Annotated in this window: 21 protein-coding genes; 15 read left to right on the top strand and 6 right to left on the bottom strand. The window is 70.4% G+C overall.

What is annotated here, in order from left to right; all coding sequences use genetic code 11:
- The first annotated feature begins 25 nt into the window (after positions 1 to 25).
- Both AB0D12_RS15025 and AB0D12_RS15020 read left to right on the top strand, forming a co-directional pair.
- Complete coding sequence (locus AB0D12_RS15025) at positions 26 to 331, top strand: trypco2 family protein (protein WP_362681598.1); 306 nt, start codon at positions 26 to 28, stop codon at positions 329 to 331.
- Between the two features lie 431 nt (positions 332 to 762).
- Complete coding sequence (locus AB0D12_RS15020; protein WP_362681595.1) at positions 763 to 1,176, top strand: VOC family protein; 414 nt, start codon at positions 763 to 765, stop codon at positions 1,174 to 1,176.
- A gap of 54 nt (positions 1,177 to 1,230) precedes the next feature.
- On the opposite strand, the gene AB0D12_RS15015 is transcribed toward AB0D12_RS15020, so the two are convergent.
- Positions 1,231 to 2,214, bottom strand: a complete 984-nt coding sequence (locus AB0D12_RS15015; RefSeq protein ID WP_362681592.1) for a winged helix-turn-helix domain-containing protein — start codon at positions 2,212 to 2,214, stop codon at positions 1,231 to 1,233.
- 163 nt (positions 2,215 to 2,377) lie between these two features.
- Here AB0D12_RS15015 and AB0D12_RS15010 point away from each other — a divergent pair, with 163 nt between their 5' ends.
- The 3 genes from AB0D12_RS15010 to AB0D12_RS15000 all read left to right on the top strand — a co-directional run bounded on the left by AB0D12_RS15010 (position 2,378) and on the right by AB0D12_RS15000 (position 7,282).
- The gene (locus AB0D12_RS15010) at positions 2,378 to 3,667 is read left to right on the top strand and encodes an alpha/beta hydrolase (RefSeq protein ID WP_362681589.1); all 1,290 of its coding nucleotides are present in this window, start codon (positions 2,378 to 2,380) and stop codon (positions 3,665 to 3,667) included.
- 268 nt (positions 3,668 to 3,935) lie between these two features.
- Positions 3,936 to 5,327 (top strand): NAD-binding protein, encoded by a 1,392-nt coding sequence (locus tag AB0D12_RS15005; RefSeq protein ID WP_362681586.1) that lies wholly within the window; start codon positions 3,936 to 3,938, stop codon positions 5,325 to 5,327.
- A gap of 557 nt (positions 5,328 to 5,884) precedes the next feature.
- Entirely contained in the window at positions 5,885 to 7,282 is a 1,398-nt protein-coding gene (locus tag AB0D12_RS15000) for an amino acid permease (RefSeq protein ID WP_362682077.1), read from the top strand.
- A 20-nt stretch (positions 7,283 to 7,302) separates the two neighbouring features.
- Here AB0D12_RS15000 and AB0D12_RS14995 read toward each other — a convergent pair whose 3' ends face one another.
- Together AB0D12_RS14995 and AB0D12_RS14990 are read right to left on the bottom strand one after the other, a co-directional pair.
- Complete coding sequence (locus AB0D12_RS14995) at positions 7,303 to 8,631, bottom strand: maleylpyruvate isomerase N-terminal domain-containing protein (protein ID WP_362681583.1); 1,329 nt, start codon at positions 8,629 to 8,631, stop codon at positions 7,303 to 7,305.
- The gene (locus AB0D12_RS14990; RefSeq protein WP_362681580.1) at positions 8,628 to 9,209 is read right to left on the bottom strand and encodes a sigma-70 family RNA polymerase sigma factor; all 582 of its coding nucleotides are present in this window, start codon (positions 9,207 to 9,209) and stop codon (positions 8,628 to 8,630) included. The genes AB0D12_RS14995 and AB0D12_RS14990 overlap by 4 nt, the downstream gene beginning before the upstream one ends.
- 283 nt (positions 9,210 to 9,492) lie before the next feature.
- Between AB0D12_RS14990 and AB0D12_RS14985 the strand changes: the two genes are divergently transcribed.
- Both AB0D12_RS14985 and AB0D12_RS14980 read left to right on the top strand, forming a co-directional pair.
- Positions 9,493 to 9,867 (top strand): STAS domain-containing protein, encoded by a 375-nt coding sequence (locus tag AB0D12_RS14985; RefSeq protein ID WP_362681577.1) that lies wholly within the window; start codon positions 9,493 to 9,495, stop codon positions 9,865 to 9,867.
- 112 nt (positions 9,868 to 9,979) lie between these two features.
- Positions 9,980 to 10,492, top strand: a complete 513-nt coding sequence (locus AB0D12_RS14980) for an EF-hand domain-containing protein (RefSeq protein WP_327324332.1) — start codon at positions 9,980 to 9,982, stop codon at positions 10,490 to 10,492.
- 175 nt (positions 10,493 to 10,667) lie between these two features.
- On the opposite strand, the gene AB0D12_RS14975 is transcribed toward AB0D12_RS14980, so the two are convergent.
- Positions 10,668 to 12,179, bottom strand: a complete 1,512-nt coding sequence (locus AB0D12_RS14975) for an AMP-binding protein (protein ID WP_362681574.1) — start codon at positions 12,177 to 12,179, stop codon at positions 10,668 to 10,670.
- A gap of 161 nt (positions 12,180 to 12,340) precedes the next feature.
- On the opposite strand from AB0D12_RS14975, the gene AB0D12_RS14970 reads away from it, so the two are divergent.
- From AB0D12_RS14970 to AB0D12_RS14955, 4 genes are all read left to right on the top strand, one after another.
- Positions 12,341 to 12,487, top strand: coding sequence for a hypothetical protein (locus AB0D12_RS14970; protein WP_362682091.1), 147 nt, complete (start codon positions 12,341 to 12,343; stop codon positions 12,485 to 12,487).
- Positions 12,487 to 13,656 (top strand): acyl-CoA dehydrogenase, encoded by a 1,170-nt coding sequence (locus AB0D12_RS14965; protein WP_362681571.1) that lies wholly within the window; start codon positions 12,487 to 12,489, stop codon positions 13,654 to 13,656. Before AB0D12_RS14970 ends, AB0D12_RS14965 begins: the two co-directional genes overlap by 1 nt.
- Positions 13,641 to 14,561, top strand: coding sequence for an acyl-CoA dehydrogenase family protein (locus AB0D12_RS14960; protein WP_362681568.1), 921 nt, complete (start codon positions 13,641 to 13,643; stop codon positions 14,559 to 14,561). The genes AB0D12_RS14965 and AB0D12_RS14960 overlap by 16 nt, the downstream gene beginning before the upstream one ends.
- A 400-nt stretch (positions 14,562 to 14,961) precedes the next feature.
- Positions 14,962 to 15,423 carry an ATP-binding protein gene (locus AB0D12_RS14955; protein WP_362681565.1) on the top strand — a complete coding sequence of 154 codons (462 nt, stop codon included), beginning with the start codon at positions 14,962 to 14,964 and terminating at the stop codon, positions 15,421 to 15,423.
- Between the two features lie 106 nt (positions 15,424 to 15,529).
- On the opposite strand, the gene AB0D12_RS14950 is transcribed toward AB0D12_RS14955, so the two are convergent.
- The gene (locus tag AB0D12_RS14950; RefSeq protein ID WP_362681562.1) at positions 15,530 to 16,456 is read right to left on the bottom strand and encodes a cyclase family protein; all 927 of its coding nucleotides are present in this window, start codon (positions 16,454 to 16,456) and stop codon (positions 15,530 to 15,532) included.
- An 83-nt stretch (positions 16,457 to 16,539) separates the two neighbouring features.
- On the opposite strand from AB0D12_RS14950, the gene AB0D12_RS14945 reads away from it, so the two are divergent.
- The 4 genes from AB0D12_RS14945 (at position 16,540) to AB0D12_RS14930 (ending at position 21,310) form a co-directional block, all read left to right on the top strand.
- The gene (locus AB0D12_RS14945; protein ID WP_327324326.1) at positions 16,540 to 17,451 is read left to right on the top strand and encodes an SDR family NAD(P)-dependent oxidoreductase; all 912 of its coding nucleotides are present in this window, start codon (positions 16,540 to 16,542) and stop codon (positions 17,449 to 17,451) included.
- 223 nt (positions 17,452 to 17,674) lie between these two features.
- Entirely contained in the window at positions 17,675 to 18,868 is a 1,194-nt protein-coding gene (locus tag AB0D12_RS14940) for an acyl-CoA dehydrogenase family protein (RefSeq protein WP_362681559.1), read from the top strand.
- On the top strand, positions 18,865 to 19,914 hold the full coding sequence (locus AB0D12_RS14935; protein ID WP_362681556.1) for a Zn-dependent alcohol dehydrogenase: 1,050 nt from the start codon (positions 18,865 to 18,867) through the stop codon (positions 19,912 to 19,914). The genes AB0D12_RS14940 and AB0D12_RS14935 overlap by 4 nt, the downstream gene beginning before the upstream one ends.
- 154 nt (positions 19,915 to 20,068) lie before the next feature.
- Positions 20,069 to 21,310, top strand: coding sequence for an MFS transporter (locus AB0D12_RS14930; RefSeq protein ID WP_362681553.1), 1,242 nt, complete (start codon positions 20,069 to 20,071; stop codon positions 21,308 to 21,310).
- On the opposite strand, the gene AB0D12_RS14925 is transcribed toward AB0D12_RS14930, so the two are convergent.
- Positions 21,221 to 22,285, bottom strand: coding sequence for a helix-turn-helix domain-containing protein (locus AB0D12_RS14925; RefSeq protein ID WP_362681550.1), 1,065 nt, complete (start codon positions 22,283 to 22,285; stop codon positions 21,221 to 21,223). The two genes, AB0D12_RS14930 and AB0D12_RS14925, sit on opposite strands and share 90 nt — an antisense overlap.
- Positions 22,286 to 22,322: the final 37 nt, after the last annotated feature.

Here is a 22,322-nt window from a genome sequence, read left to right as displayed (position 1 = left end):
ATAACTACAGGAGACGAGGTGCGCGATGGCTGAGCGTGACGACACCGCGGTGGCCGGACTGGCCGAAGTGATCGGACAGGTCCGGGACGAGCTGGAACGGGCGCAGCGGGACGGCGCGGGGCGCGACCTCAAGTTCAGTGTGGAGAAGGTGAATCTGGAGTTCGCCGTGCAGGTGCGGCGGGAGGGCAGCGGCCGGGCCGAGCTGCGGATCGGGGTGGTCATGGCGGGCGGCGGCGGTTCGGCGGCGCGCGACCGCACCCACACGATCCAGATCGAGCTGAAGCCGCAGGGGCGCGACGGCAATCCGAACATCAGCGTGGGCGGGGAGTGATGGTACTGCTCAAGCGGCACGCCACGGATGTTCTGCTGCACCAAGCCTCTATGTGGCGTGCCTCGGGCCCCGCAGCCGCAACGCGGATCGGACCGGGTCCGCCACCCGCTGCACCGGGCGCGATGGAGGCTCAGCCAGTGGCTTGACGCCGAGGACGATGTGCTCATGGGCGGAGAACGTCATCCGGCAGCACCAAGCAGGAGACGTTGCGGGAGTGTGATCGGGCAGCAGTTACGCGCTGGTCTCGGCCCCCTGGCTGCGTAGGTTTCAAGCGAGAGAGCACTTGTCGGTGGGTTTCGGCATCACGCGATACCCGGAGAGCGCATGAATGCTGGTGAGAAGTAAGTGTGCGTCGCTGAACTCCGACGGGGCTCTCTCAAAGATCGCCATCGAGCCGGAACCGGAGTCGGAACCGGTCTGGAAAGGTCAGTATGGAACTCACCCAGATACGCCTGTTGGTGTCCGACTTCCCCGCCGTCTACCGCTTCTACCGGGACGTGCTCGGGCTCAAGCCGCAGTTCGAGGCCGAGAGCGGCCCGTACGCCAAGCTCATCCCCGATACCGGACACGCCGCGATCGCGCTGCAGGATCGGGCGCAGATGGCGGGCGTGCTGGGGCGGTTGGGGGCGGAGCCGGAGGGATACCGCGCGCTGGTGGTGCTGCGGGTGGACGACCTTGACGCAGCCCACGCCGAGCTCACCGCGCGGGGGGCGGAGTTCAGCAATGACCCTGGGCCGATGGGCGACCGGATGCGAGTTGCCTACCTGGAGGACCCAGAAGGGAATCTGATCGAGCTTCAGGAGTGGCTGGCGCTGCGCGAGCGGGTTGGTAACGCGCCGGCGTAGGAGGGTGTAGCAGCGGGGTCCGTCTGCAGCCGAGCCGCCGTCGCGTACCTACTGTCAGCCGTGCGCGCGCCGCGTTCCAATACGTCGCTGAACCAGCAGGCTCCCCAGAGCAGTGCGCTGGTGCAGGACCGCCCGTCCGGCGCGGACCGTGGTGATCAGGCCGGCGCCGCGCAGCGCGGCGGTATGGGCCGAAGCGGTGGCATTGCTGACACCCAGCCGCCGGGCAAGCTCACTGGTGGTGTGCTCCTCCCCGAGCCGGAGCAGGATGTCGAGGCGGGTCCGCCCGAGCACCACGGCCAGCGCGTCGTCCGTGCCGACCGGACCGGTCGGCGCGAGCGGCAGGCCCGGACCGGCTGGATAGGTCACGACCAGGGGGTGGTCGGGCAAGCTGGAGATGAGGGGATGGCCGGTCCAGTGGAAGGTGGGCAGGAGCAACACGCCGCGCCCGTGCAGTGTGATGTCCCGCTCCGGCCCCTCGAACTCCCAGACGCCCTCATGTAACCGGGTGCCGGGGACGAGTACGGCGAGTGCGGCACCAATGCCGTGTTCGGCCACGGCCAGGGCATGGCGGGTGAACTCCGTCTGGTGCAGGTCCTGCACCAAGGTCCACACAGGGTTCACGACCGTTTCGAAGGCTGCGTGCTGGGCCCGGCGGAGGACTTGCCAGGCGTTGGCACCACCTTGGTGCAGCTCGCGGATCCACAGCGGCGCCGGGGACGTGTGCGTGGCGTAGACCCGCTCGATTTCGGAGCGGACCAGGTCCGGGCGCGAAGCTCGGACGGTGTCCAGTCCCTCCTGCAGAGTGTCGCTGAACACGTCGATGAAGTGGGGGGCCTCCTGCGCAGGGACCAGGTCCCTCAGCGGCCGGACGGTGACGGGCAGGGAGCGGAGCACCCGCTGTCTCCATAGGCCGAAGAGCAACTCCTCGTCGGGGCGGCACATCATCATCAGGGCCGCGTTCAGCTCTTGCAGCGGGGCCGGCCGGGGCGCGAACCGGACCCGCGCGAAGTCGGCGGCCGTGAAACGGATCCGGATCACTAGTCTCCCAGGCCGCGCCGCGCCATCGTTTCGGACAGGGCCTGAACCCTCGACCGCACTTCCTTCGAGCGCCAGCATTCAGATCGTGCCCCCTTCGTTCATTCACTCAAGGGGCCGTCGGAAGACACAAGGACCAACGTCACAGAGGCACAGGGGGATAGCCATGTTCCGCAGGAAGACCGGCACCGGTGAGCGCGTGGGCCGCGCCGGTGCGCTTGAGCGAGCCCTTGATGCCGGCCCCGGGGGTGAGGGGATCGCCGTAGTGGACCGACGGACCGTCACCACCTCGGCCGTGCTGGCCGCCGCGGCGCTGCTCACGGGCGGCGGCGTCGCGCAGGCACGGGCCGCGGGCGACATCACCGTGCGGTTGCAGCCTCCGACCGGCCCGCACCGGATCGGGGTCACCACGCTGCATCTGGTCGATCAGCGCAGGCGCGACCCGTGGGACAGCACCATCCCCGTCCGGGAAGTGATGGTCACGGTGTTCTACCCCGCTCGCACTGTCCACCGCTATCCGATCGCGCCGCAGATGACCCCCGCTGCAGCGGAGAAGTTCAAGGCCTTCGACCCCATCTACCTGCATCCGGAGTTGCCAAAGAGTGGTGTGGACTGGGCGGCCACCATGACCCACTCATACGCGGGCGCGCCCGCACAGCCGGTCCGGCGGCCGGTGCTGCTGTACACCCCAGGAGGCGGTGACCCGCGCACCGTCGGCACCGGGGTCGCCGAGGAACTGGCCGGCTGCGGCTACGTGGTGGTGACCATCGATCACCCGGGCGAATCCAGTGCGGTCGAGTTTCCCGACGGCAGAGTACGAGAGTACGGATTGCCGGGAACCCCCCAAGACCCGCAGGTCTTCCGTACGGTGATCGACACCCGGCTCGCGGACACACGGTTCGTACTGGACGAGCTGACGACCCTGGCAGCCGGCCGGAATCCCGACGCGGAAGCACGCACGCTGCCCGAGAACCTTGGCCGCGCCCTGGACCTGCGGCGGGTGGGTATATACGGCCACTCGGCGGGCGGGACGACCGCGACCGAGGCGATGTATGAGGACCGGCGTATCGACGCGGCGGTCAATCTGGAGGGCTACCTGGACTACCCGCCGGACAGGCCCGGTCAGGAAGGTGAACTGCTCCCGACTGCTCAGCACGGGGTGGACCGGCCATTGCTGCTGTTCGGGACCGACGGCTTCCGCGACGCGCGGTTCGAGCGTTCCTGGTCGGCCATGCTCGCCCACCCGGGAGAATGCACCCGCTGGCGGCAGCTCGACAACGCCACGCACTGGGTGTTCACCGACTACGCCGCCATAGCACCCCAGTTGCAGGCCGCCGGACTGATGACCGCCAACGACCGGATCAAGCTGGTCGGCTCGATCGACCCGGCAAAATCGGTGGCCATGGTGCGCAACCACGTGCTCTCGTTCTTCTCCCAGCACGTACCTTCACGCTGAGGTCACCGCCGTCTGTGGCTGGTGGCACGGTTCTTACGGCACCTCATGTTGATCAGAAAAGGCGATGGCGCGCAGGCGCCCGAAGGCCGTCTCACCGGGCACGACGAGTGGGTGGCCGCCTTCGAGAGCAGACCGGACAGGCCCTACCCCTTCGGTCTTGTGCAGGCGTACAACCCATGGCCCTCCGATGTCAGACACAGGGACGAGCACACAGGCGGTGCGGGCCCCTAGCGTTCTCACCACCCGAGAGGTGAGGGAGTGCGCAGTGATGCCCGAGAGCGCAGCGCCACGGCTGTACTTCGTGGTGATCGGCAGCGACATGGCGCGCAGGGTTTGCGGTGTGCTGCAGTCGGCCGGACATCTTGTGTGTCACCTCGACCGTCCCGGGGACGAGGATCTGCGCCGGGCGCTGCGGCGGGAGGTGGCCGGCGTTGCGGTGCTCCTCGACGACGACGTGGAGTCCTTGCGCTACGCGCTCGCCGTTGAGCACATCCGCCCCAACGTCAAGCTGGTGGTGACGGTCTTCGACCGCACGGTCAGTGAGCAGCTCCTGCGCGTACTGCCGAACTGTCAGGTCACCTCGCCGGCCGACGTCGCCGCGCCCGTTCTCCTTGCCGCCTGCCTCCAGCCCGATCTGCTGAGCCTGACCGGGACACCTGCGGGCCACATAGGCGCTCGTTGGCAGGAGGGGGCCGTGCGCCTGGAGTCGTGGCGGCCGCCGCGCTCGCTGCGGTGCCGGGCCCGGCTGGGCAGGATCCGAGGGCAGCTGCGACCGCACGACGGCAGCTCGCGGATCATGCTGACGGGTCTGGCCGGGCTGCTCACGGTGCTGCTGGCCGACTGGTCCTGGGCCGTGGCCCTGAACCACCGCCCGCCCGTAGAGGCTTTGTTCGAAGCGGCGCGAACGGTATCTGCCGTCGGCCCGGCGGCCGCCCATGGTTCGGACGCCTATCTGGTGTTCTCTGCCGTCGCGATGCTTGTCACCATTGTGTTCACCGCTGTGTTCACCGCGGGGATGGTCGATCGTCTGCTGGGACCGCGCGCGGTCGGCATCGTGGGCTCCCGTGCTCTGCCGCGGGCGGGGCATGTGGTCGTTGTCGGGCTCGGGCAGGTCGGCCTGCGCCTCTGCACCCAGCTGCAGGCTCTGGGCATCGGCGTGATCGCACTCGAGCGGAATCCGGCAGCGCCGATGCTGCGTCTGGCCAGGGCACTGGGCGTGCCCGTGGTCGTCGCCGACGCGACCGACCGGTTCGTGCTGAGCACGCTCAATCTGCAGCAGGCGCAGGCGCTGGCCGCCGTGGCCTCCGACGACCTGGACAACATCGCCGTATCGGTGGCAGCCCTGGCCGTCGCACCGGAGTTGCGGGTGGTCATGCGCGCGGGCGAGCACGAGGCCATCGCAGAGACCCGGTCCCTGTTCCGGATCGGCGACGTCCACGACCTCAACAGCCTGACCGCCGCGTATACGACCGCGAGCCTGAGCGGGCTGCGGCCGCGGGGCGTGGTGACACACGGCAAGCGGCTGCTGGTGCAGCGCGGGGACGGGGCTTTCGTGCCGTGGCCGTCGGCAGAGCGCTGCGATCACCCGCCAGAAGGCGACGCCCCGGCGGAGATCGCCGACGCATGTCTCCCGGGCTGCCATCCGGCCACCTGGCCGTGAACGGTCCCGACAGCCACCGGATGCGAGGACCTCGGCCCTATCACCGCCGCCGTCGCCGGGCTGTCGCCGTGCCGGGCCTTTGCCATAGCGCCGGGCCGTCGCCGTGCTGGTAGGGCGAATCGGGCTGCACATCCGCGACTGCGTTTGAGCATGTGTCTGAAGAGCGCTCCAGCGTGCGTGACATCTGTCCATGGTGGCCCGGCCGCGCTCGCTCCTATCGTCTGCGTACCCCGATTCAGCGCGCCGGGTCACCCCCTGGCGCTCCCCACCCTCACGTGTCCTCGCCCCCGGCGGCTCCATGTAGCCGAGCCCGATGAGCCGGACGGCCGTCCTCACCCGACACGTGGGCATCGGCAACGGCGACAGGCCGCGAACAGGCAGACCTGATCCGGCGGGCCGGCCTTCCGGCCTCCCGAGTGGCCGTACACACCGTCGTCCCACCCGTGCTCGGCATGTGCACGACCCCGCAGGCCGGTTTTGCCCAGATCTCTTCCCTCTGTCCCGATTCCTTTCCTCTGTAAGGACTGAGCATGAGCGCGCACCCCAGGAACACCGACATGGCTTCGCCACCCCGTGAGAGCGGGCAGACGCCGTCCGCGGACGGCCTCAGTGCCGGGCTCAAGAACCGTCATCTGTCGATGATCGCGATCGGCGGTGTGATCGGCGCCGGCCTGTTCGTCGGTTCCGCCTCCGGGATCGCGGCCGCCGGCCCCGGCATCCTGCTGTCGTACGCCCTGGTGGGCGCGATGGTCGTCTTTGTCATGCGGATGCTCGGCGAGATGGCCGCGGCCCACCCCACCTCCGGCTCGTTCTCCGCCTACGCCGACCGGGCGCTCGGCCGCTGGGCCGGCTTCTCCATCGGCTGGCTGTACTGGTTCTTCTGGGTCGTGGTCCTGGCCGTCGAGGCCACCGCCGGCGCGAAGATCCTCGAGGGATGGGTCCCGGCCGTCCCGCAGTGGGGCTGGGCCCTCATCGTCATGGTGGTCCTCACGGCGACCAACTTGGCCTCGGTCGGCTCCTACGGCGAGTTCGAGTTCTGGTTCGCCGGTATCAAGGTCGTTGCCATCGCCGGCTTCATCGTGATCGGCGCTCTCGCGGTGTTCGGCGTACTGCCCGGCTCCGGTCACGAATCTGTGGGCCTGGCCCATCTGACCGGCCACGGCGGGTTCCTGCCCAACGGCCCCGGGGCGATCCTCACCGGCATCCTCATGGTCGTCTTCTCCTTCATGGGAAGCGAGATCGTCACCCTCGCCGCCGGTGAGTCGGAGAACCCGCGACGCGCCGTCACCAAGGCCACCAACAGCGTGATCTGGCGGATCGGCGTCTTCTATCTCGGCTCGATCCTGGTCGTGGTCTCTCTGCTCAGGTGGGACGACCCGGCGATCAAGGAGAAGGGCTCGTACGTAGCGGCGCTCGACGCGATCGGCATCCCGCACGCCGGCCAGATCATGAACGTCATCGTCCTTACCGCCGTGCTGTCCTGCCTCAACTCCGGCCTGTACACCGCCTCCCGCATGGCCTTCTCACTCGGCCGGCGTGGTGACGCACCCGCAGCATTCGCCCGTACCAACAGCCGCGGCGTGCCGCAGGCCGCCATCCTGGGATCGGTCGTCTTCGGCTTCGCCGCCGTCTTCTTCAACTACCAGTGGCCCGACACGGTGTTCCTGTTCCTGCTGAACTCCTCCGGTGCCATCGCCCTGTTCGTCTGGCTGGTCATCTGCTTCACCCAGCTGAAGATGCGCCCCATCCTGCTGCGCGAATCACCGGACAAGCTCGTCGTACGGATGTGGCTCTTCCCGTACCTGACCTGGGCGACCATCGCAATGATCTCCTTCGTCCTGGTCTATATGCTCACCGACGACGCCGGACGCGAGCAGGTGATCCTCTCCGCACTGGTCGCGGCACTGGTCGTGGCGATCTCGCTGGTCCGGGACCGACTGCGCGCCACCGCCTGAACAGGATCTTCATCCATCTTCTAGAGCCTGCTCAGCGACGCCGCCGCGAACAGTACGTCCCGGATCGCCTCCCGGTCGCCGTCCTGGCCCGCCGCGGCCTCCTCCGGCGAGACATGGCCCGCCATCAGTCGGCAGAACTCCACGCCGTCCAGGGCCACTTGAGCCACCGCCTGGTCCGCGGAGCCGATCGCGGCCGGGGAGTCCAGGGCGATGTACCAGTTACCGCCGCCCGAGCCCTCGACCTCCAGATGCAGCGACCGGCCCGGTGTGCCGGCCGCGACCAGGTGTCTGGCCGGTCCGGCGAGGCCCGCACGTCTGCGGTCGGCGAGCGCGGCAGGCAGTAGCCGGGCGGCCAGATCGATCATCCCGTGCAGATGGGAGCCGCTCGGTGGCTCGTACGGATAGTCCACCGCGTCCGCGATGTCGCCCGCGTGCATCCAGCACTCGAAGGCGCGGTCCAGCAGGGAGTCCCGCAGCGGAAGGGCGAAGTTCCCGTACGACACGGACAGTTCGGCGGCGCCGCGGCCGGCGAAGGAGACTGTGCGGATCAGTGTGTGGCTCTGGTCGCGCCAGGGCTCGCGGACGGTACGGGTGGGCGGCAGGTCCTCGGTGCGCCAGAAAGCCTCGGTGCGCTCGGTGGGCACTCTCGGCGCGTCGGACCCGAGGGGATCGTCCAGCCCCAGCGCGCCCGCGACCAGTCCGTCGACGGTCATGAGATGGCCGATGACTCCGGCGACGGTCGTTCTGCGGCTCACCTGCCGTTCGCCCTCGAACCATTTGAGGCGTACCGGCGCATGCCATTCCGCGTCGCCGATGTCCCGCAGCAGCGCGTCGAGCCGCGCCGTCTCGGCGTCGTACGGAGTCGCCCAGGCCGGCACCGGGATACGGGCGGGCCTGCGGACCAGGCAGTTCTCGAGCACCCGGAAGCGCAGCAGCGGGTCGAGGTCCAGGTCCCGGTCGGTGTGCAGCAGAGCGACGGCGTCACGCAGCCGCAGCGCCTCGTCCGCGCAGGGCGCGCAGTCGCCGAGGTGCGCCTCGACGGCCGCGGTCTCCTCGGCGGAGCAGGCGGACAGCGCCCAGGCGCCGAGCAGGGACTTCAGCACGCTGTGCGAAGGCCCCTCCCCGTCGCCGCCACCGGGTCCGCCACGACCCGCCTCGGGCCGGCCACCTGGTTGTACGGGCGGCGCGGTCGGTACGGGCGGCGCGGTCGGTACGGGCGGCGGGACGATGCGCGCCGGCGGATCCAGATCGTCCGGCGCCCACCGCGGTCCCGGTATACGCGGGACGCCGTGCCTCTCGTCGCGGCCGTCCCCGTCGGCGCCGCGGCCGCCGTCCAGAGGCCCGTTCACAAGGAGCGTCCGTACCGGGGCGGGGACGAGCCTTCCAGGGGGCGGGTCTGGGCGGTGGAGAGCAGTTGCAGGCCCAGCCGCAGCCGGCGCCTGGCCTCGTCCTCGGTGACCCCGAGGTCGGCCGCGGTCTGGCGATAGTCCCTGCGCTGGAAATAGGCGAGCTCCAGTGCGGCCCGCAGTGGCGCCGGCATGGAGGTGACGATGTAGTCGGCGCGGGCCGCCACCGCCGCCCTGCGGACCTTCTGCTCCAGCTCCTCCGTGGTGCCCTCGCCACCTTCCGCGAGCGCGGCGGCCTCGGTCTGGCGCAGCCGGTGGACGGCCTGGCTGTTGGTGAGTCTGGCGACCCAGGACCGCATCGAGCCCTGCTTGGGGTCGTACGCGTCGGGGTTCTCCCAGATGTAGCCGAAGACTTCGCGGGTGACCTGGTCGGCCGCCGTGTCGTCGTCGAGCACCCGGTGGGCGAGCATGTGCACCAGCGAGGCGAACCTGTCGTAGAGCTCGCCGAGGGCAGCGGCCTCTCCCCGCGCGAGCCGCTGCTGCATCCTGCGGTCCCAGCGCGGTGGTGTGTCCTTTGCCATCCGGCCCCCAAGCGTGCGCTTTGTGCCTGTCGCCCCTTCGAATGTAGTGCGCGGGGCCGGGGACGCACGCATCTTTGCGGCAAGTGTGAGCCGGAGGAGGGCCGGGATGCCGGGAGACCGATGGCCGTGAGCATCGTGTTTCGGCTGTGAGCATCGTGTTTCATGGGTGAGCGGTGGGGCAGCCGCGAGGGGAAGGACAGCTTCCGGATTTCCGTGTCCGCCGGCCGGCGTCTGCCGGCCGGCGGTCGCACGGCTCCGGATCGGCAGGAGGAGAGGTCCGGTCATGATGCTCAAGGTGGACGAGACCCGGCACGGCGCGTGGACCGTGCTGCACGTCTGCGGCGAGCTGGACCTCGTGTCCTCGCCCGTGGTGCGTCAGCATGTCCATGACGCGGTCGCCGGCGGCCGCCGCGATCTCGTGCTCGACCTCTCCGAGGTGCTCTTCTGCGACTCCAGCGGCGTCGGCGTGCTGATCGCCGCGCGTCGGCTGCTGCGCTCCTGCCGGGGCCGGATGCGGCTGATCCTCCCCGCCCGCGGAGCGGAGGACGGCTCGCACGTCAACCGGGTCCTGGCCGCCCTCGGCGTGCGCCGGCTCTTCGAGGTGTACGCGGACGCGGGCTCGGCCGTCGACGAGGAGGCCCAGCCGCTCTCCGCCTGACCGCAGTCATGGCGTGACTCTCCGCCGTCACCGGGCGTCCGCCCGGATGTCGTCCTGACGTAATTGGCGGAGTACTTGCACGCGTCAGTGCTCGGGGTCGTACGCTCCCCGCATGGACAGCGCAGAGTACGAGCGCAAGATCGCTTCCCGCTTCGCCGCCTTCGACCAGGACGGCAATGGCTATATCGACCGTGAGGACTTCAGCGGGGCGGCAGCCGCGCTGCTCGCCGAGTTCTCCACGACCGCCCGCTGCGACAAGGGCCAGGCCCTCTACAGCGGTGCGGAGGCGTTCTGGCAGGGCATGGCCGGAATCGCCGACGTGGACGGGGACCAGCGGGTCACCCGCCAGGAGTTCATCACGGGTGCGGTGAAGAGACTGCGTGACAACCCCCAGCGATTCGCAGAGATCGCCCGCCCCTTCCTCCACGCCGTGATCGCCATCGCCGACGAGGACGGCGGCGGTGTGACCCCTTCCGCCGCCGAGCGGGTGCTACGGGTGCTCGGAGTGGCCCCGGGTGTCGCGACGCAGGTTGCGGCGGCGCTGGACGGGGACGGCGACGGCAGGATCACCGAGGATGAGATCCTGACGGGCTTCGCCTCGTACTTCGTCACACCGGAGCCGTAGTCGTGGAGCCGTGGCAGTGGAGCCCGTCCGGCGATTGAGGACATGAGTCCGAAGGCCGCACAGGAGGTCCGGGGCTTGCTCCGGTTCGGGCGCGGGCGGGTAGGGGACATTCCCTCGGACCCGCCGGACCCGGGCCGGGACCCGAGCCCGGACCGCCCGGACCCGCCCGCACCCGTCACGAATACCGCTCCCTGAGCTTGTACTTCAGCACCTTCCGCAAGGTCTCGTTCCGCGGCAGCCCCTCCACCACCTCCAGCTGTTCCGGCAGCTTGTGCACCGACAGCCCCTGTTCGCGCAGATACGCCGTGAGGGCGCCGAGGCTCAACTCCTCGGCGCCCTCCGGCTGCTCCACCACTGCGCAGACCCGCTCGCCCCGCTCGGCGTCCGGCAGTCCGATCACCGCCACGTCCTCGACGGCCGGGTGCTCGTGCAGCAAGTCCTCGATCTCCTTCGCCGAGATGTTCTCGCCCTTGCGGATGATGACGTCCTTGATCCGGCCGGTGAGGACGAGATGCCCGGACCCGGTGACGTACCCCAGGTCGCCGGTGATGAAGAAGCCCTCGCCGTCGAAGGCGGCGGCGCTCTGGGCCGGATCCAGATATCCCTGGCAGACGGCCTCGCCGCGCAGTCGCACCTCGCCGTCCACGATCCGTATCTCCATGCCCTCCGGCGGCCGCCCCTCGGTCGTGGCGAGCATCTCCACGGTGTCGTCGGGCGCGCCCATGGTGATCATGGGGACCTCGGTCATGCCGTAGCCGTGCGTGAGCTGGCAGCCCATCTCGCGTACGACGGCGTGGTAGATCTCCGGCGGCTTCGGCGCTCCGCCGCCGGCCAGCAGCCGCAGGCTGGGGATGAGCTTGTGCTCCGGCCGTTTGCGCTGCTCGGCGAGGAACATCGAGTAGAAGGCGGTGGAGCCGCCCGCGACCGTCACACCGTGGCTGCGGTAGGCCTCGAGTGCGGCGGGCAGCGCGAACTGCTCGAACATCATCGCCGGGAAGCCGTACAGCAGCAGCATCACCGTGTAGTCGGGCCCGGCGATGTGCGCGAAGGGGAACGCCATCGAGCCGACGTCGTCGGACGACAGCTGCAGCGCGTGGGCCAGGCAGGAGCCGCCAGCGATCAGCGAGCGGTCGGTGTGCAGCACGCCCTTGGGGTCCGAGGTGGTGCCGGAGGTCCAGTAGATCCAGCGGACGGATGTCCCGTCGGCGGGCGGCGGCGGCAGTACGGAGGGATCGGCGTCGGGCAGCGTGTCGTACGCCTCGAAGACCAGCGGCGGCTCGGGGAGCTCCAGCGCGAGGCGGTGCGCCATGCCCGCGTGGTCGAAGCCGCGCCAGGTGCCCGGCACGGCGAAGAACTCCGCCTTGGACTCCCGTAGCGCGAAGCCCACCTCGCGGTCCCGGTAGAAGGGGATGACCGGCGACTGTACGGCCCCGATCCGGGCGAGCGCGAAGGAGAGCAGTGCCGTCTCGATCCGGGTCGGCAGCTGCCAGGCGACCACACTGCCGGGCCGCACCCCCAGTTCGTACAGCCCCGCGGCGACCCGTTCGGAGCGGTCCCGCAGCGCGCCGAAGGTGAGGCTGCGGTCGTCCTGGATCAGCACCGGGCGGTCCGGGGTGAGCCCTGCGCGGCGTTCGACGAGTTCCCAGAGCGTGCGGGATTCACCCAGGGCGTGTGCGGTCTCGTTCATGCCCGGCCCCTCCGTTGCTGACGGATAGTCAGATCGTGCGGAGAGCGTAGGGCTCACCGCCTTGTCGGTCCAGGGGTGCGGGGCTAGCCTGCTTCCTGACGGGTCATCAGATATGTCGCCGGATTCGCCGTCGGATTCCGTATGCCGGAGGGGACACCAGCATGGAACTGCCTCGGATCATCAGCGTCGACGACCATGTGATCGAGCCGGCCCACCTCGACCCCGTAAAGGGCTTCGACGACGAGACGGTCCACAAGCTGATGCGCGGCAATGCGATCCGGATGCTCGAACTGGACCTGGACCGGTAGTGGACCTCACGTACACCGAGGAAGAGCAGGACTTCCGGGCGCGGCTGCGTTCCTGGCTGGCGCTGTCGCTGCCGAAGCTGCCCCCGAAGCCCGATCCGCTGGACTGGCCGGGCCGGCGGTCGTACGACACGGCCTGGCAGCGGATGCTGTACGACGCCGGATACGCGGGCCTGCACTGGCCCGTCGACGCGGGTGGGCAGGGTGCGACGCCGACCCAGCATCTGATCTATCTGGAGGAGACGGAGCGGGCCGGGGCGCCGTACGTGGGCGCGAACTTCGTGGGACTGCTGCACGCGGGCCCCACCGTCGCCGCCGAGGGCACGGCCGAGCAGCGCGCCCGCTGGCTGCCGCCCGTGCTGCGCGGCGACGAGGTCTGGTGCCAGGGCTTCAGCGAACCGGACGCGGGCTCGGACCTGGCGTCGCTGCGTACGAAGGCCGTCAGGGACGGGGACTCGTACGTGGTCACCGGCTCCAAGATCTGGACCTCGCACGCAGAGGTGGCCGACTGGTGCGAGCTGCTGGTACGGACGGACCCGCAGGCGCCGAGACACCGCGGGATCTCCTGGCTGGCGATGCCCATGGACTCGCCCGGGGTCACGGTCCGCCCGCTGCGCACGCTCGCCGGGTCCGCGGAGTTCGCGGAGATGTTCCTCGACGAGGTCCGCGTTCCGGTGGCTAACCGGGTCGGCGAGGAGAACGACGGCTGGCGCGTCACCATGGTCACCCTCTCCTTCGAACGCGGCACGGCCTTCGTCGGCGAGGTCGTCGCCTGCCGCCGCACACTCGGCGAACTGGCCCGTACGGCCCGGCGGAACGGCCATTGGGACGATCCGGTGCTGCGCCGCAGACTCGGCCGGCTCAACGCGGAGTTCCGCGCCCTGTGGCGGCTCACCCAGTGGAACGTCAGCGAGGCGCAGAACACCGGCGGCGTACCCGGCACCGGCGGCTCCGTCTTCAAACTCCGCTACTCGCACGCGCGCCAGGAGCTGTACGACACGGCCGCCGAGGTGCTCGGTCCCGACGCGATGGACCTGGACGAGGAGTGGACGGGCGACCGGCTCTCCTCGCTGTCGTACACGATCGCCGCGGGCACCTCGCAGATCCAGCAGAACATCGTCGCCGAGCGGATACTCGGCCTTCCGAAGGGGCGCCGATGGACTTCCGGTTGACGGGCGACCAGCGTGCTCTGCGGAGCGGCGTACGGGAGCTGCTCGCGGGCCGCTTCGGCCGCGACGCGCTCAGGGCGGCCGTGGACCGCGAGGGCACCGTCGACCGGGAGCTGTGGCGGGAGCTCGGCGCGGCCGGGTTCTTCGCGCTGCGGATGCCGGAGGAGGAGGGCGGGGCCGGGCTCGGACTGCCCGAGGCGGTGCTGCTCTTCGAGGAGGCGGGCAGGGCGCTGCTGAACGGACCGCTGGTCGCGACCCATCTGGCGGCGGGCCGGGTGCCGGGCGCCGCGGACGGCACGCAGGTCATCACCTGCGGCCATCAACTGCGCGGCCTGATTCCGCACTTCGCCGACGCCGACGCGGCAGTCGTCATCCACGGGGCGGGGATGCGGATCCGGTATCCGAAGGATCTGCCCCACGCGCGGCAGCTACGGTCCATGGACCCGCTCACCCCGCTGCACCGGATCCCGGACGGTCCCCAGGCCCCGCCACGCCCGGACGCGATCCTTCTCACCGCCGCCGAACAGCTCGGCAGCGCCGCCCGCACCACCGAGATGGCCGTCCAATACGCCAAGGAACGCGAACAGTTCGGGCAGCTCATCGGAGGCTTCCAGGCAGTCAAGCATCTGTGTGCCCAGATGCTCGTACGCACGGAAGTGGCCCGCGCCGCCGTCTACGCGGCGGCCGTCACCGAGGACTTCACCGAGATCGCCGGCGCCAAGCTGCTGGCCGACGAGGCAGCCGTCCAGGGCGCCCGCGACTGCCTCCAGGTGTTCGGTGGGATGGGCTTCACCTGGGAGGCGGACGTACATCTGCATCTCAAGCGGGCCTGGCTGCGGGGGCAGATGTGGCTCACCGCGGCGGAGTCGGAGGAGATCCAGGCCGAGGCCTTGGCCTTAGCACTCTGAAGCGTCACCGAGAGTTGAATGAACGTCGATACCGGGTTGTGTCCTTCACGTGACTCGTCACGGCCCGGAGTCGGGGCCGGGCTCCGGTACTCTCCGTGGGATGCGAGTGGTTCCGAGGCCGGGCTCTGCCGGTGTTGCCCCTGCGGCGGCTCCGGGACCGGGAATGTGCTCCGTTCGCCCTGTGCGAGTACGGGCTGTGAGCCTCTGTTCGACTCTCCGCAACGTGCGTCGCACAGTATGCACCACGGGTACTCTTTCGCGCTGGAATATGCCCGAAGCGCTTGTTGCGGTGACTGTACGTCAACCATGCTGTCTTGCAAGGGAGTCACTTTCAGTGACCTTGTTCAGGACCTTGTCGAGGCGCGAGGCGATGTGTCCGCCGGTTCGGATGGTGTGAGCGGTGCAGGTGCTTCTGGTTCAGTTGGAGGTCGGGCCCGATCCCGCGGAGGTGGGGCGCGCCCGCAGGTGGGCTCGTTCCAGGCTCGCCGGGTCCGGTATAGGGGACGAGCCGCTGGCCGACACGCTGATCCTGCTGATCTCGGAGCTGGTCACCAACGCCGTCGTCCACACCGGCTGTCCGGCTGTGCTGCGGATGCTCTTCGGGGCGGGCGTGGCCGAGGCCGGGACCGTACGGGTGGAGGTCGCCGACATCAGCGCCCGCCCGCCGCAGCCGCGTCACGCCGAGGGCGACGACACCAACGGCCGCGGTCTTGAACTGGTCGACGGACTCGCCGACCGGTGGGGCTGGCAGCCGGAGGGCGCCGGCAAGTCCATCTGGTGCGAGGTGGACAGGGGCGCACCGGCGGTCGTGGCGGGGGCGTACGAGCAGCCGGGAGTGCGGGGCTATGTCACCGCGCCGTAGGGCGCGGGGTGCCAGCCCGGGATAGCAGCCCGGGACAGCCGCCCTGGGGTCGCGGTCCGGGGTTGCGCAGTCCGGGTCGCCGCCCGTTGTCTGCCGGTGACGGCTGTCAGAGGATCGCGACCGGGGCTACGGGGGTCCCCGTACCGCCGACGAACGGCTCCGGCATCGCGGACAGCAGGAACGCGTACCGCCCGGTTTCCGCACAGGCTGTGGACAACTTTTCCAGATTCCAGTTCTGGCCCTGCAGCATGCCCATCTCGACCAGGTCCAGGGCATGCACGGGCAGCCAGAGGTTCTCGATCTCCGGCGGGAAGATCTCGAAGGTGAGGGTGTCGTTCGCGACGGCGGCGACATCGTGGGCGTGGAACCACTCGGGGGTACGGACGGACAGGCCCGGGGACGGGTATCCGTAGCCGTGTTTGTCGCCGCCGAGGCAGACCTGGATCTGTCCGGTCCGTACGAGAACGATGTCACCGGATTTTATGGTCAGGCCGGCGAACTCCGCGGCCTCGTCGAGGTCCTCGGGTGTGACGGCGTGGTCTCCGGGCAGTCGGTCCAGACCCTTGGTACGCGCCACATCGAGCAGTACGCCGCGCGAGACGATATGGCGTGCCTTGTCGATACCGCTGAACTGTGCGCGGGTGTGCGCGGTGATGGTGTCGGCGGGGCGGCCGTTGTAGATCTTGCCGGAGTGCGATGCATGGGTCAGCGCGTCCCAGTGGGTGGCGGCCTGCAGGCCCATGGTCACGGCGTCGTCGCTGGTGGCGACGGTGCCGGGGCCGAACAGCTCCTGGTTGATCTGGACCATGGTGTGCAGCGGGTTCACCCGGCCCGGGATGAGGCCGGTCTGGACGCCGTCCTGCTGCAGCGGCAGCGCGAGGGCGACGCGGCGCCCGCTGCGGACTTCGGCGGCGGCGTTCCTGACGACCTCGTCGGTGATCAGGTTGAGCGTGCCGATCTCGTCGCTCGTGCCCCAACGCCCCCAGTTGTTCACGCGTTTGGCGATGTCGTGGAACTCGGCCGGCAGTGACATCGGGCCTCCCGGGTCTTGTGCTGAAGTATCTGACTGACCGTAGAATCTAACGGTCCGTCAGAAACCGCGGGAAGGGGCCGGACGTGGGGAACTTCTTGGCAGGCAAGGTCGTCGCCGTCACCGGTGCGGGGCGCGGCATCGGTCGGGCGGTCGCGCTGGCCGCCGCAGCGGAGGGCGCACGGGTCGTCGTCAACGACTACGGCGTCTCGATCGAGGGCGGCGAGCCGACGAGTGAGATCGCCGAGGCCGTGGTCAAGGAGATCGAGGCGGCGGGCGGAGAGGCGGTCGCGGTCGCGGACGACATCTCGACGATGGCCGGCGGTCAGCGGATCGTGGACGTGGCGCTGGCGCAGTACGGCCGTATCGACGGTGTGGTCTGTGTGGCCGGGATTCTGCGCGAACGGATGCTCTTCAACATGTCCGAGGAGGAGTGGGACCCGGTCGTCGCGACGCATCTGAAGGGGACGTTCACGGTGTTCCGGGCGGCGTCGGCGGTGATGCGGAAGCAGGGCGGCGGAACCCTGATCGGGTTCACCAGCGGCAACCACCAGGGGAGCGTGGCGCAGGCCAACTACTCGGCGGCGAAGGGCGGGATCATCTCGCTGGTGCGGAGCGCGGCGCTGGGCCTGAACAAGTACGGGGTGACGGCGAACGCGGTGGCGCCGGTGGCGCGTACGCGGATGTCGGCGAACGTACCGATGGAGCTGAAGGAGATCGGGGAGCCGGAGGACGTGGCGGCGCTGGTCGTGTACCTGCTCTCCGAGCGGGCGCGGGAGGAGCGGATCACGGGCCAGGTCTACACGATCGCGGGCCCGAAGATCGCGGTGTGGGCGCAGCCGAGGGAACTGCGGGCCGGTTACGCGGAGGGGGCGTGGACCCCGGAGAAGATCGCGGACTTTCTGCCGGGGACGGTGGGGGTGGACCCGATGCCGATGCTGGCGCGCTTGGAGGAGATGGCGCGGGCGGCGACGTCGGGTGAGCGCCCGAACGCCTAGCCGGGCCCCGGGTTACGGGGCCCCGCCCCGGACCCCGCGCCTCAATCGCCGGCGGGGCTCCTGTTGGGGCTCCGCCCCGAGCCCCGCTCCTCAAGCGCCGGAGGGGCCGCATTGCAGCCCGTCCGGCGCTTGAGGACACGCCCGGAGGGCGTCCGGGGGTCTGGGGGCTTGCCCCCAGTTCGGGAAGGGGCGGGGTGGGAAACTTCAACTCCATGGAGGAGACATGGACTTCGCGTTCGGTCCCGCGGACCAGCTATTCCGCCGGGAGGCACGGGCGTGGCTCGACGCCCACCTCGTCGGGAGCCACGCCGAGGCCGCCCACCACGGCGGCCCCGGCAGCGAGCACGAGCGCGTGGTGGCCCGCCGCGCCTGGGAGCGGGAGCTCGGCCGAGCCGGGTGGATCGGGCTCGGCTGGGGCGAGGACGGGTACGGGAACCGGCAGGCCACGCTGACCCAACAGGTCGTCTGGGCCGAGGAGTACGCCCGCTCCGGCGCCCCCGGCCGCGTCGGGCACATCGGCGAGAACCTCCTTGCGCCCACGCTCATCGCGTACGGCAGCCAGGAGCAGCGGGACCGCTTCCTGCCTGCCGTCGCGCGCGGCGGGGAGCTCTGGTGCCAGGCGTACAGCGAGCCCGGCGCGGGCTCGGACCTGGCCGGGGTGCGGACCGCCGCCGTACGGGACGGTGACACCTACCGGATCAGCGGACAGAAGATCTGGACCTCCCTGGCGCACGAAGCCGACTGGTGCTTCGTCCTCGCCCGCACCGAGCCCGGATCGCAGCGCCACCACGGCCTGTCGTTCCTGCTCCTGCCCATGGACCAGCCGGGCCGTATCGACGTACGGCCGATCCGCCAGATGTCCGGCACCGCGGAGTTCAACGAGGTCTTCTTCGACGGCGCCCTCGCCGCCGCCGGACATGTCGTCGGCGGCGAGGGCAACGGCTGGCGCGTCGCCATGGGACTGCTCGCTCTGGAGCGCGGCGTGTCGACCCTGGTCCAACAGATCGGGTTCGAGGAGGAGTTGGCGCAGGTCGTCCGGCTGGCAGTCGAGAGCGGCGCCGCCGACGACCCCGTACTCGGAGACCGTCTCGTACGGCAGTGGGCCGAACTGCGCACCATGCGCTGGAACGCCCTGCGCACGCTGGGCAGTTCCGAGGAGGACCCCGGAGCGCCCAGCGTCGCCAAGCTGCTCTGGGGCGGCTGGCACCAGCGGCTCGGCGAGCTCGCCATGGCCGTACGCGGTGCGAGCGCGGCGGCAGGTCCGTACGACTGGAGCGCCGAGAACCCGTACGAACTCGACGTTCTCCAACGGCTGTTCCTCTTCACCCGCGCCGACACCATCTACGGCGGCTCGGACGAAATCCAGCGCAACATCATCGCCGAGCGGGTGCTCGGCCTACCGAGGGAGCCCCGATGAGAGGCGTCGTCTTCGACGGCAAGCAGCCGCAGGTAGTTGACGATCTGGAGATACGGGATCCGGGCCCCGGCGAGGTCCTGGTCACCGTCGCCGCCGCCGGGCTCTGTCACAGCGATCTCTCGGTGATCGACGGCACGATCCCCTTTCCCGTGCCGGTGGTCCTCGGGCACGAGGGCGCGGGCGTTGTCGAGGCGGTCGGTGCGGGCGTCGGCCATGTCGCGCCCGGCGACCACGTCTCGCTCTCCACCCTCGCCAACTGCGGTGCGTGCGCGGACTGCGACCGCGGCCGGCCCACCATGTGCCGCAAGGCGATCGGGCGGCCCGGCCGACCCTTCTCGCGCGGTGGCGAACCGCTCTACCAGTTCGCCTCCAACTCCGCCTTCGCGGAGCGGACGATCGTCAAGGCCGTCCAGGCCGTGAAGATCCCCTCCGACCTGCCGCTGACCTCCGCCGCGCTGATCGGCTGCGGGGTGCTGACGGGAGTCGGGGCCGTACTCAACCGCGCGAAGGTCGACCGCGGCGACACCGTCGTTGTCATCGGTACGGGCGGCATCGGGCTCAACGTCATCCAGGGCGCCCGGATCGCGGGCGCGTCCGTCATCGTCGCGGTGGACTCGAATCCGGCGAAGGAGGGGGTGGCCCGGCAGTTCGGGGCGACGCATTTCCTCGAATCGGCGGACGGCGTACGGGAGATTCTGCCGACCGGCGCCGACCACGCCTTCGAGTGCGTCGGTCACACCGCGCTGATCCGCCAGGCGATCGATCTGCTCGACCGGCACGGCCAGGCGATTCTCCTCGGTATGCCGGCGGCGACGGCGGAGGCGTCGTTCGTGCCGGCGGCCATGTTCCTGGACAAGTCCATTCTGGGCTGCCGTTACGGATCCTCGCGCCCGCAGCACGACATCGCGCTCTACGCCGAGCTGTACCGGCAGGGCCGGCTGCTGCTGGACGAACTGGTCACCGAGACCTATCCGATCGAGGACTTCGCGAAGGCGGCGGACGACGCACACCACGGGCGGGTTGCGCGCGGCGTTCTGACGTTCTGAGCCCTGACGCTGTGACCTCCGGGTCGGCGCCCGGCACGACCCTCGGCACAAGCCTGAGCGCGGAGACCGGCAGCACGAGCCTGAGCACGCGCCCTACGCCGACCCCCGGAAAACTGGTTGAGCCCGCCCCACCGGTCCGCGTTACGGTCGCCCCATGCCCTACCGCGAACTGGCCACTCGGCCCGTCCTGACCTGGTCACTTGTCGCCGTCGGGGCCCGTTCCCCGGTCGCGATGGCGCCGCTCGCGCTGGTCTTCCTGGTGCGCGAGCGGCCCGGCGGTTACGGGCTCGGCGCCACGCTCGCCGCCGTGTACGTGCTCGGCGAGATCCTCGGCGCGCTGCTGCTCGGGCCCCGCCTCACCCCGGAACGCGCCCGTTTCCAGATCGCCGCCGGCCTGGTCGCCGGGGCCGCCGCCTTCGCCGCGCTGGGAGTCTTCCCGCATGAACACCCCGTACTGCTCGGCGCGTTCGCACTGACCGCCGGTGCCGCGCCCGCCGCGTCGCCGGGCGGTCTTCGCACCATGCTGCTCTCGCTGGTTCCCGAGCGCTCCGCCGCTCAGGCCATGAGCTTCGAGACGACGCTCACCTTCGTCATCTGGGCCGCGACCCCGGTGCTCGCCACCTCTCTCGCTCTCGGCGTGAATCCCTCCGTGCCGCTGCTGCTCGCCGCCGGGCTCGCCGTGTCGGGGGCCGCGGGCTTGTGGGCGCTGCCTGTGGGATGGAAGGCCGAGGAGGCCCCCGCCGAGGGCGGCTCGACGCTGCGCGTACTGGCCGCCGCCTGGCCGGTGTACGTCACGGGCGCGGCCGGCATGGGCCTGCTGGCCCTCGCCGAACTGGTCCTGCCGGCCCTGCTGGAGCAGCGGCACATCGCGGTCGGCTGGGCGGGCCCGCTGCTCGCGGGGTACTCGGTGGCCGCTGCCCTCGGCTCGTTCGGATACGGCCTGCGAACCTGGCCGGGCCGGGTCCGTACACAGAGCCTGGTGCTGCTCTTCGCCGTCTCCGCCGTGGTCGCGGTGGTCGCGCTCGTACCGGCGCTCGTCGGCGTCGCGGTGGGCCTGCTGCTGGCCGGGGTACTCACGTCCGGGGTGCAGCTGACCCGAACGCTCGCGCTGCGCCAGGCGCTTCCCGCGCGGATGCTCGCCGCCGGTTTCTCGGTGATGTACGCGGCCGTGGGCGTCGGTTACGCGGCGAGCGCGACGCTGTCGGGCGCGCTGCTGAGCGTCGCGTCGCCGTCGGCGGCGATCCTGGCGGGCGTGGGACTGACGGTCGTACTGGCCGTGGTCAGCGCCCTGGGGGAGCGGCGGATGTCATCCGCCACCGAGGCCGCTGTCGTTCAGGACTCCCGCGCGGAAAGTGCGGCGGTAGACGGTCGGCGGGACGCCGAGCACCGCCTGTAGGTGCTGGCGCATCGACTGCGCCGTACCGAAGCCCGCGTCCCGCGCCACCTGGTCGACCGACAGCTCCGTGGATTCGAGCAGATGCCGGGCCCGCTCCACGCGCTGCTGCGTCAGCCACTGGCCGGGGCTGACGCCAACCTCCTCGCGGAAGCGGCGCGTGAACGTTCGTACGCTCATGGACTCCTGTTCCGCCATGTCGCGCAGCTGGATCGGCTCGTGGAGGCGGCCGAGCGCCCAGCCGCGTGCGGTGGTTGTGGTCGCCAACTGCGCTTCAGGGAGAGGGCGTTGGATGTACTGGGCCTGCCCGCCTTCCCGGTGCGGCGGTACGACGCTGCGCCGGGCGACGTCGTTGGCCACGGCCGCCCCGTGGTCGCGCCGCACCATGTGTACGCACAGGTCGATGCCGGCCGCGACGCCCGCCGAGGTGAGGACGTCGCCGTCGTCGATGTACAGCACGTCGGGGTCGACCTTGACGGAGGGGAAGAGGCGCTGGAAGAGGTCCGCCCAGTGCCAGTGGGTGGTGGCGGGCCGGCCGTCCAGATAGCCGGCGGCGGCGAGGACGAAGCTGCCGGTGCAGATGGACGCCATACGGGTGCCGGGGCGGACATGACGGAACGCCTGGGCGAGCTCCTCGGGGAGGCGGCCCTCCTGGTAGAGCACATCGGGCTCGTACGCGGCGGGCACGATCACCGTGTCGGCTTCGGCCAGTGCCTCCGGGCCGTGCTCGATGTACAGCGAGAAGTCCGCCTCGGGCTGCACGAAGCCGGGTGTCGGCGCACAGGTGACGACCTCGTAGAGGTGGTCGCCGCCGGGGGAGAAGGCGCGTCCGAAGATGCGATGGGGGATCCCCAGCTCGAAGGGGATCACCTGGGGCATGGCGAGGACGGCGATGCGGTGCTTCCTGGTTGCGGAGCTCGTCGTCTCGCGCCTCGTAGTGATGGAGCTCGTCGTGTCGCGTCTCTTCGCGTCGGCCATGGCCCGATCCTAACGAACGCTGTCGTTCGGGCCACTC

It is taken from the genome of Streptomyces sp. NPDC048479 (assembly GCF_040651435.1).
In the GTDB taxonomy this organism is placed as follows: domain Bacteria; phylum Actinomycetota; class Actinomycetes; order Streptomycetales; family Streptomycetaceae; genus Streptomyces.
The sequence above is the reverse complement of the archived record's forward strand: the minus strand, read 5'-3'. Positions and strand labels throughout refer to the sequence as shown.

Bases quoted from the DNA above. Each gene is read 5' to 3' on its own strand.
- AB0D12_RS15025 (WP_362681598.1), top strand. From the start codon at position 26: ATGGCTGAGCGTGACGACACCGCGGTGGCCGGACTGGCCGAAGTGATC.
- AB0D12_RS15020 (WP_362681595.1), top strand. From the start codon at position 763: ATGGAACTCACCCAGATACGCCTGTTGGTGTCCGACTTCCCCGCCGTC.
- AB0D12_RS15010 (WP_362681589.1), top strand. From the start codon at position 2,378: ATGTTCCGCAGGAAGACCGGCACCGGTGAGCGCGTGGGCCGCGCCGGT.
- AB0D12_RS15005 (WP_362681586.1), top strand. From the start codon at position 3,936: ATGCCCGAGAGCGCAGCGCCACGGCTGTACTTCGTGGTGATCGGCAGC.
- AB0D12_RS15000 (WP_362682077.1), top strand. From the start codon at position 5,885: ATGGCTTCGCCACCCCGTGAGAGCGGGCAGACGCCGTCCGCGGACGGC.
- AB0D12_RS14990 (WP_362681580.1), bottom strand. From the start codon at position 9,209: ATGGCAAAGGACACACCACCGCGCTGGGACCGCAGGATGCAGCAGCGG.
- AB0D12_RS14985 (WP_362681577.1), top strand. From the start codon at position 9,493: ATGATGCTCAAGGTGGACGAGACCCGGCACGGCGCGTGGACCGTGCTG.
- AB0D12_RS14980 (WP_327324332.1), top strand. From the start codon at position 9,980: ATGGACAGCGCAGAGTACGAGCGCAAGATCGCTTCCCGCTTCGCCGCC.
- AB0D12_RS14975 (WP_362681574.1), bottom strand. From the start codon at position 12,179: ATGAACGAGACCGCACACGCCCTGGGTGAATCCCGCACGCTCTGGGAA.
- AB0D12_RS14970 (WP_362682091.1), top strand. From the start codon at position 12,341: ATGGAACTGCCTCGGATCATCAGCGTCGACGACCATGTGATCGAGCCG.
- AB0D12_RS14960 (WP_362681568.1), top strand. From the start codon at position 13,641: ATGGACTTCCGGTTGACGGGCGACCAGCGTGCTCTGCGGAGCGGCGTA.
- AB0D12_RS14950 (WP_362681562.1), bottom strand. From the start codon at position 16,456: ATGTCACTGCCGGCCGAGTTCCACGACATCGCCAAACGCGTGAACAAC.
- AB0D12_RS14940 (WP_362681559.1), top strand. From the start codon at position 17,675: ATGGACTTCGCGTTCGGTCCCGCGGACCAGCTATTCCGCCGGGAGGCA.
- AB0D12_RS14935 (WP_362681556.1), top strand. From the start codon at position 18,865: ATGAGAGGCGTCGTCTTCGACGGCAAGCAGCCGCAGGTAGTTGACGAT.
- AB0D12_RS14930 (WP_362681553.1), top strand. From the start codon at position 20,069: ATGCCCTACCGCGAACTGGCCACTCGGCCCGTCCTGACCTGGTCACTT.
- AB0D12_RS14925 (WP_362681550.1), bottom strand. From the start codon at position 22,285: ATGGCCGACGCGAAGAGACGCGACACGACGAGCTCCATCACTACGAGG.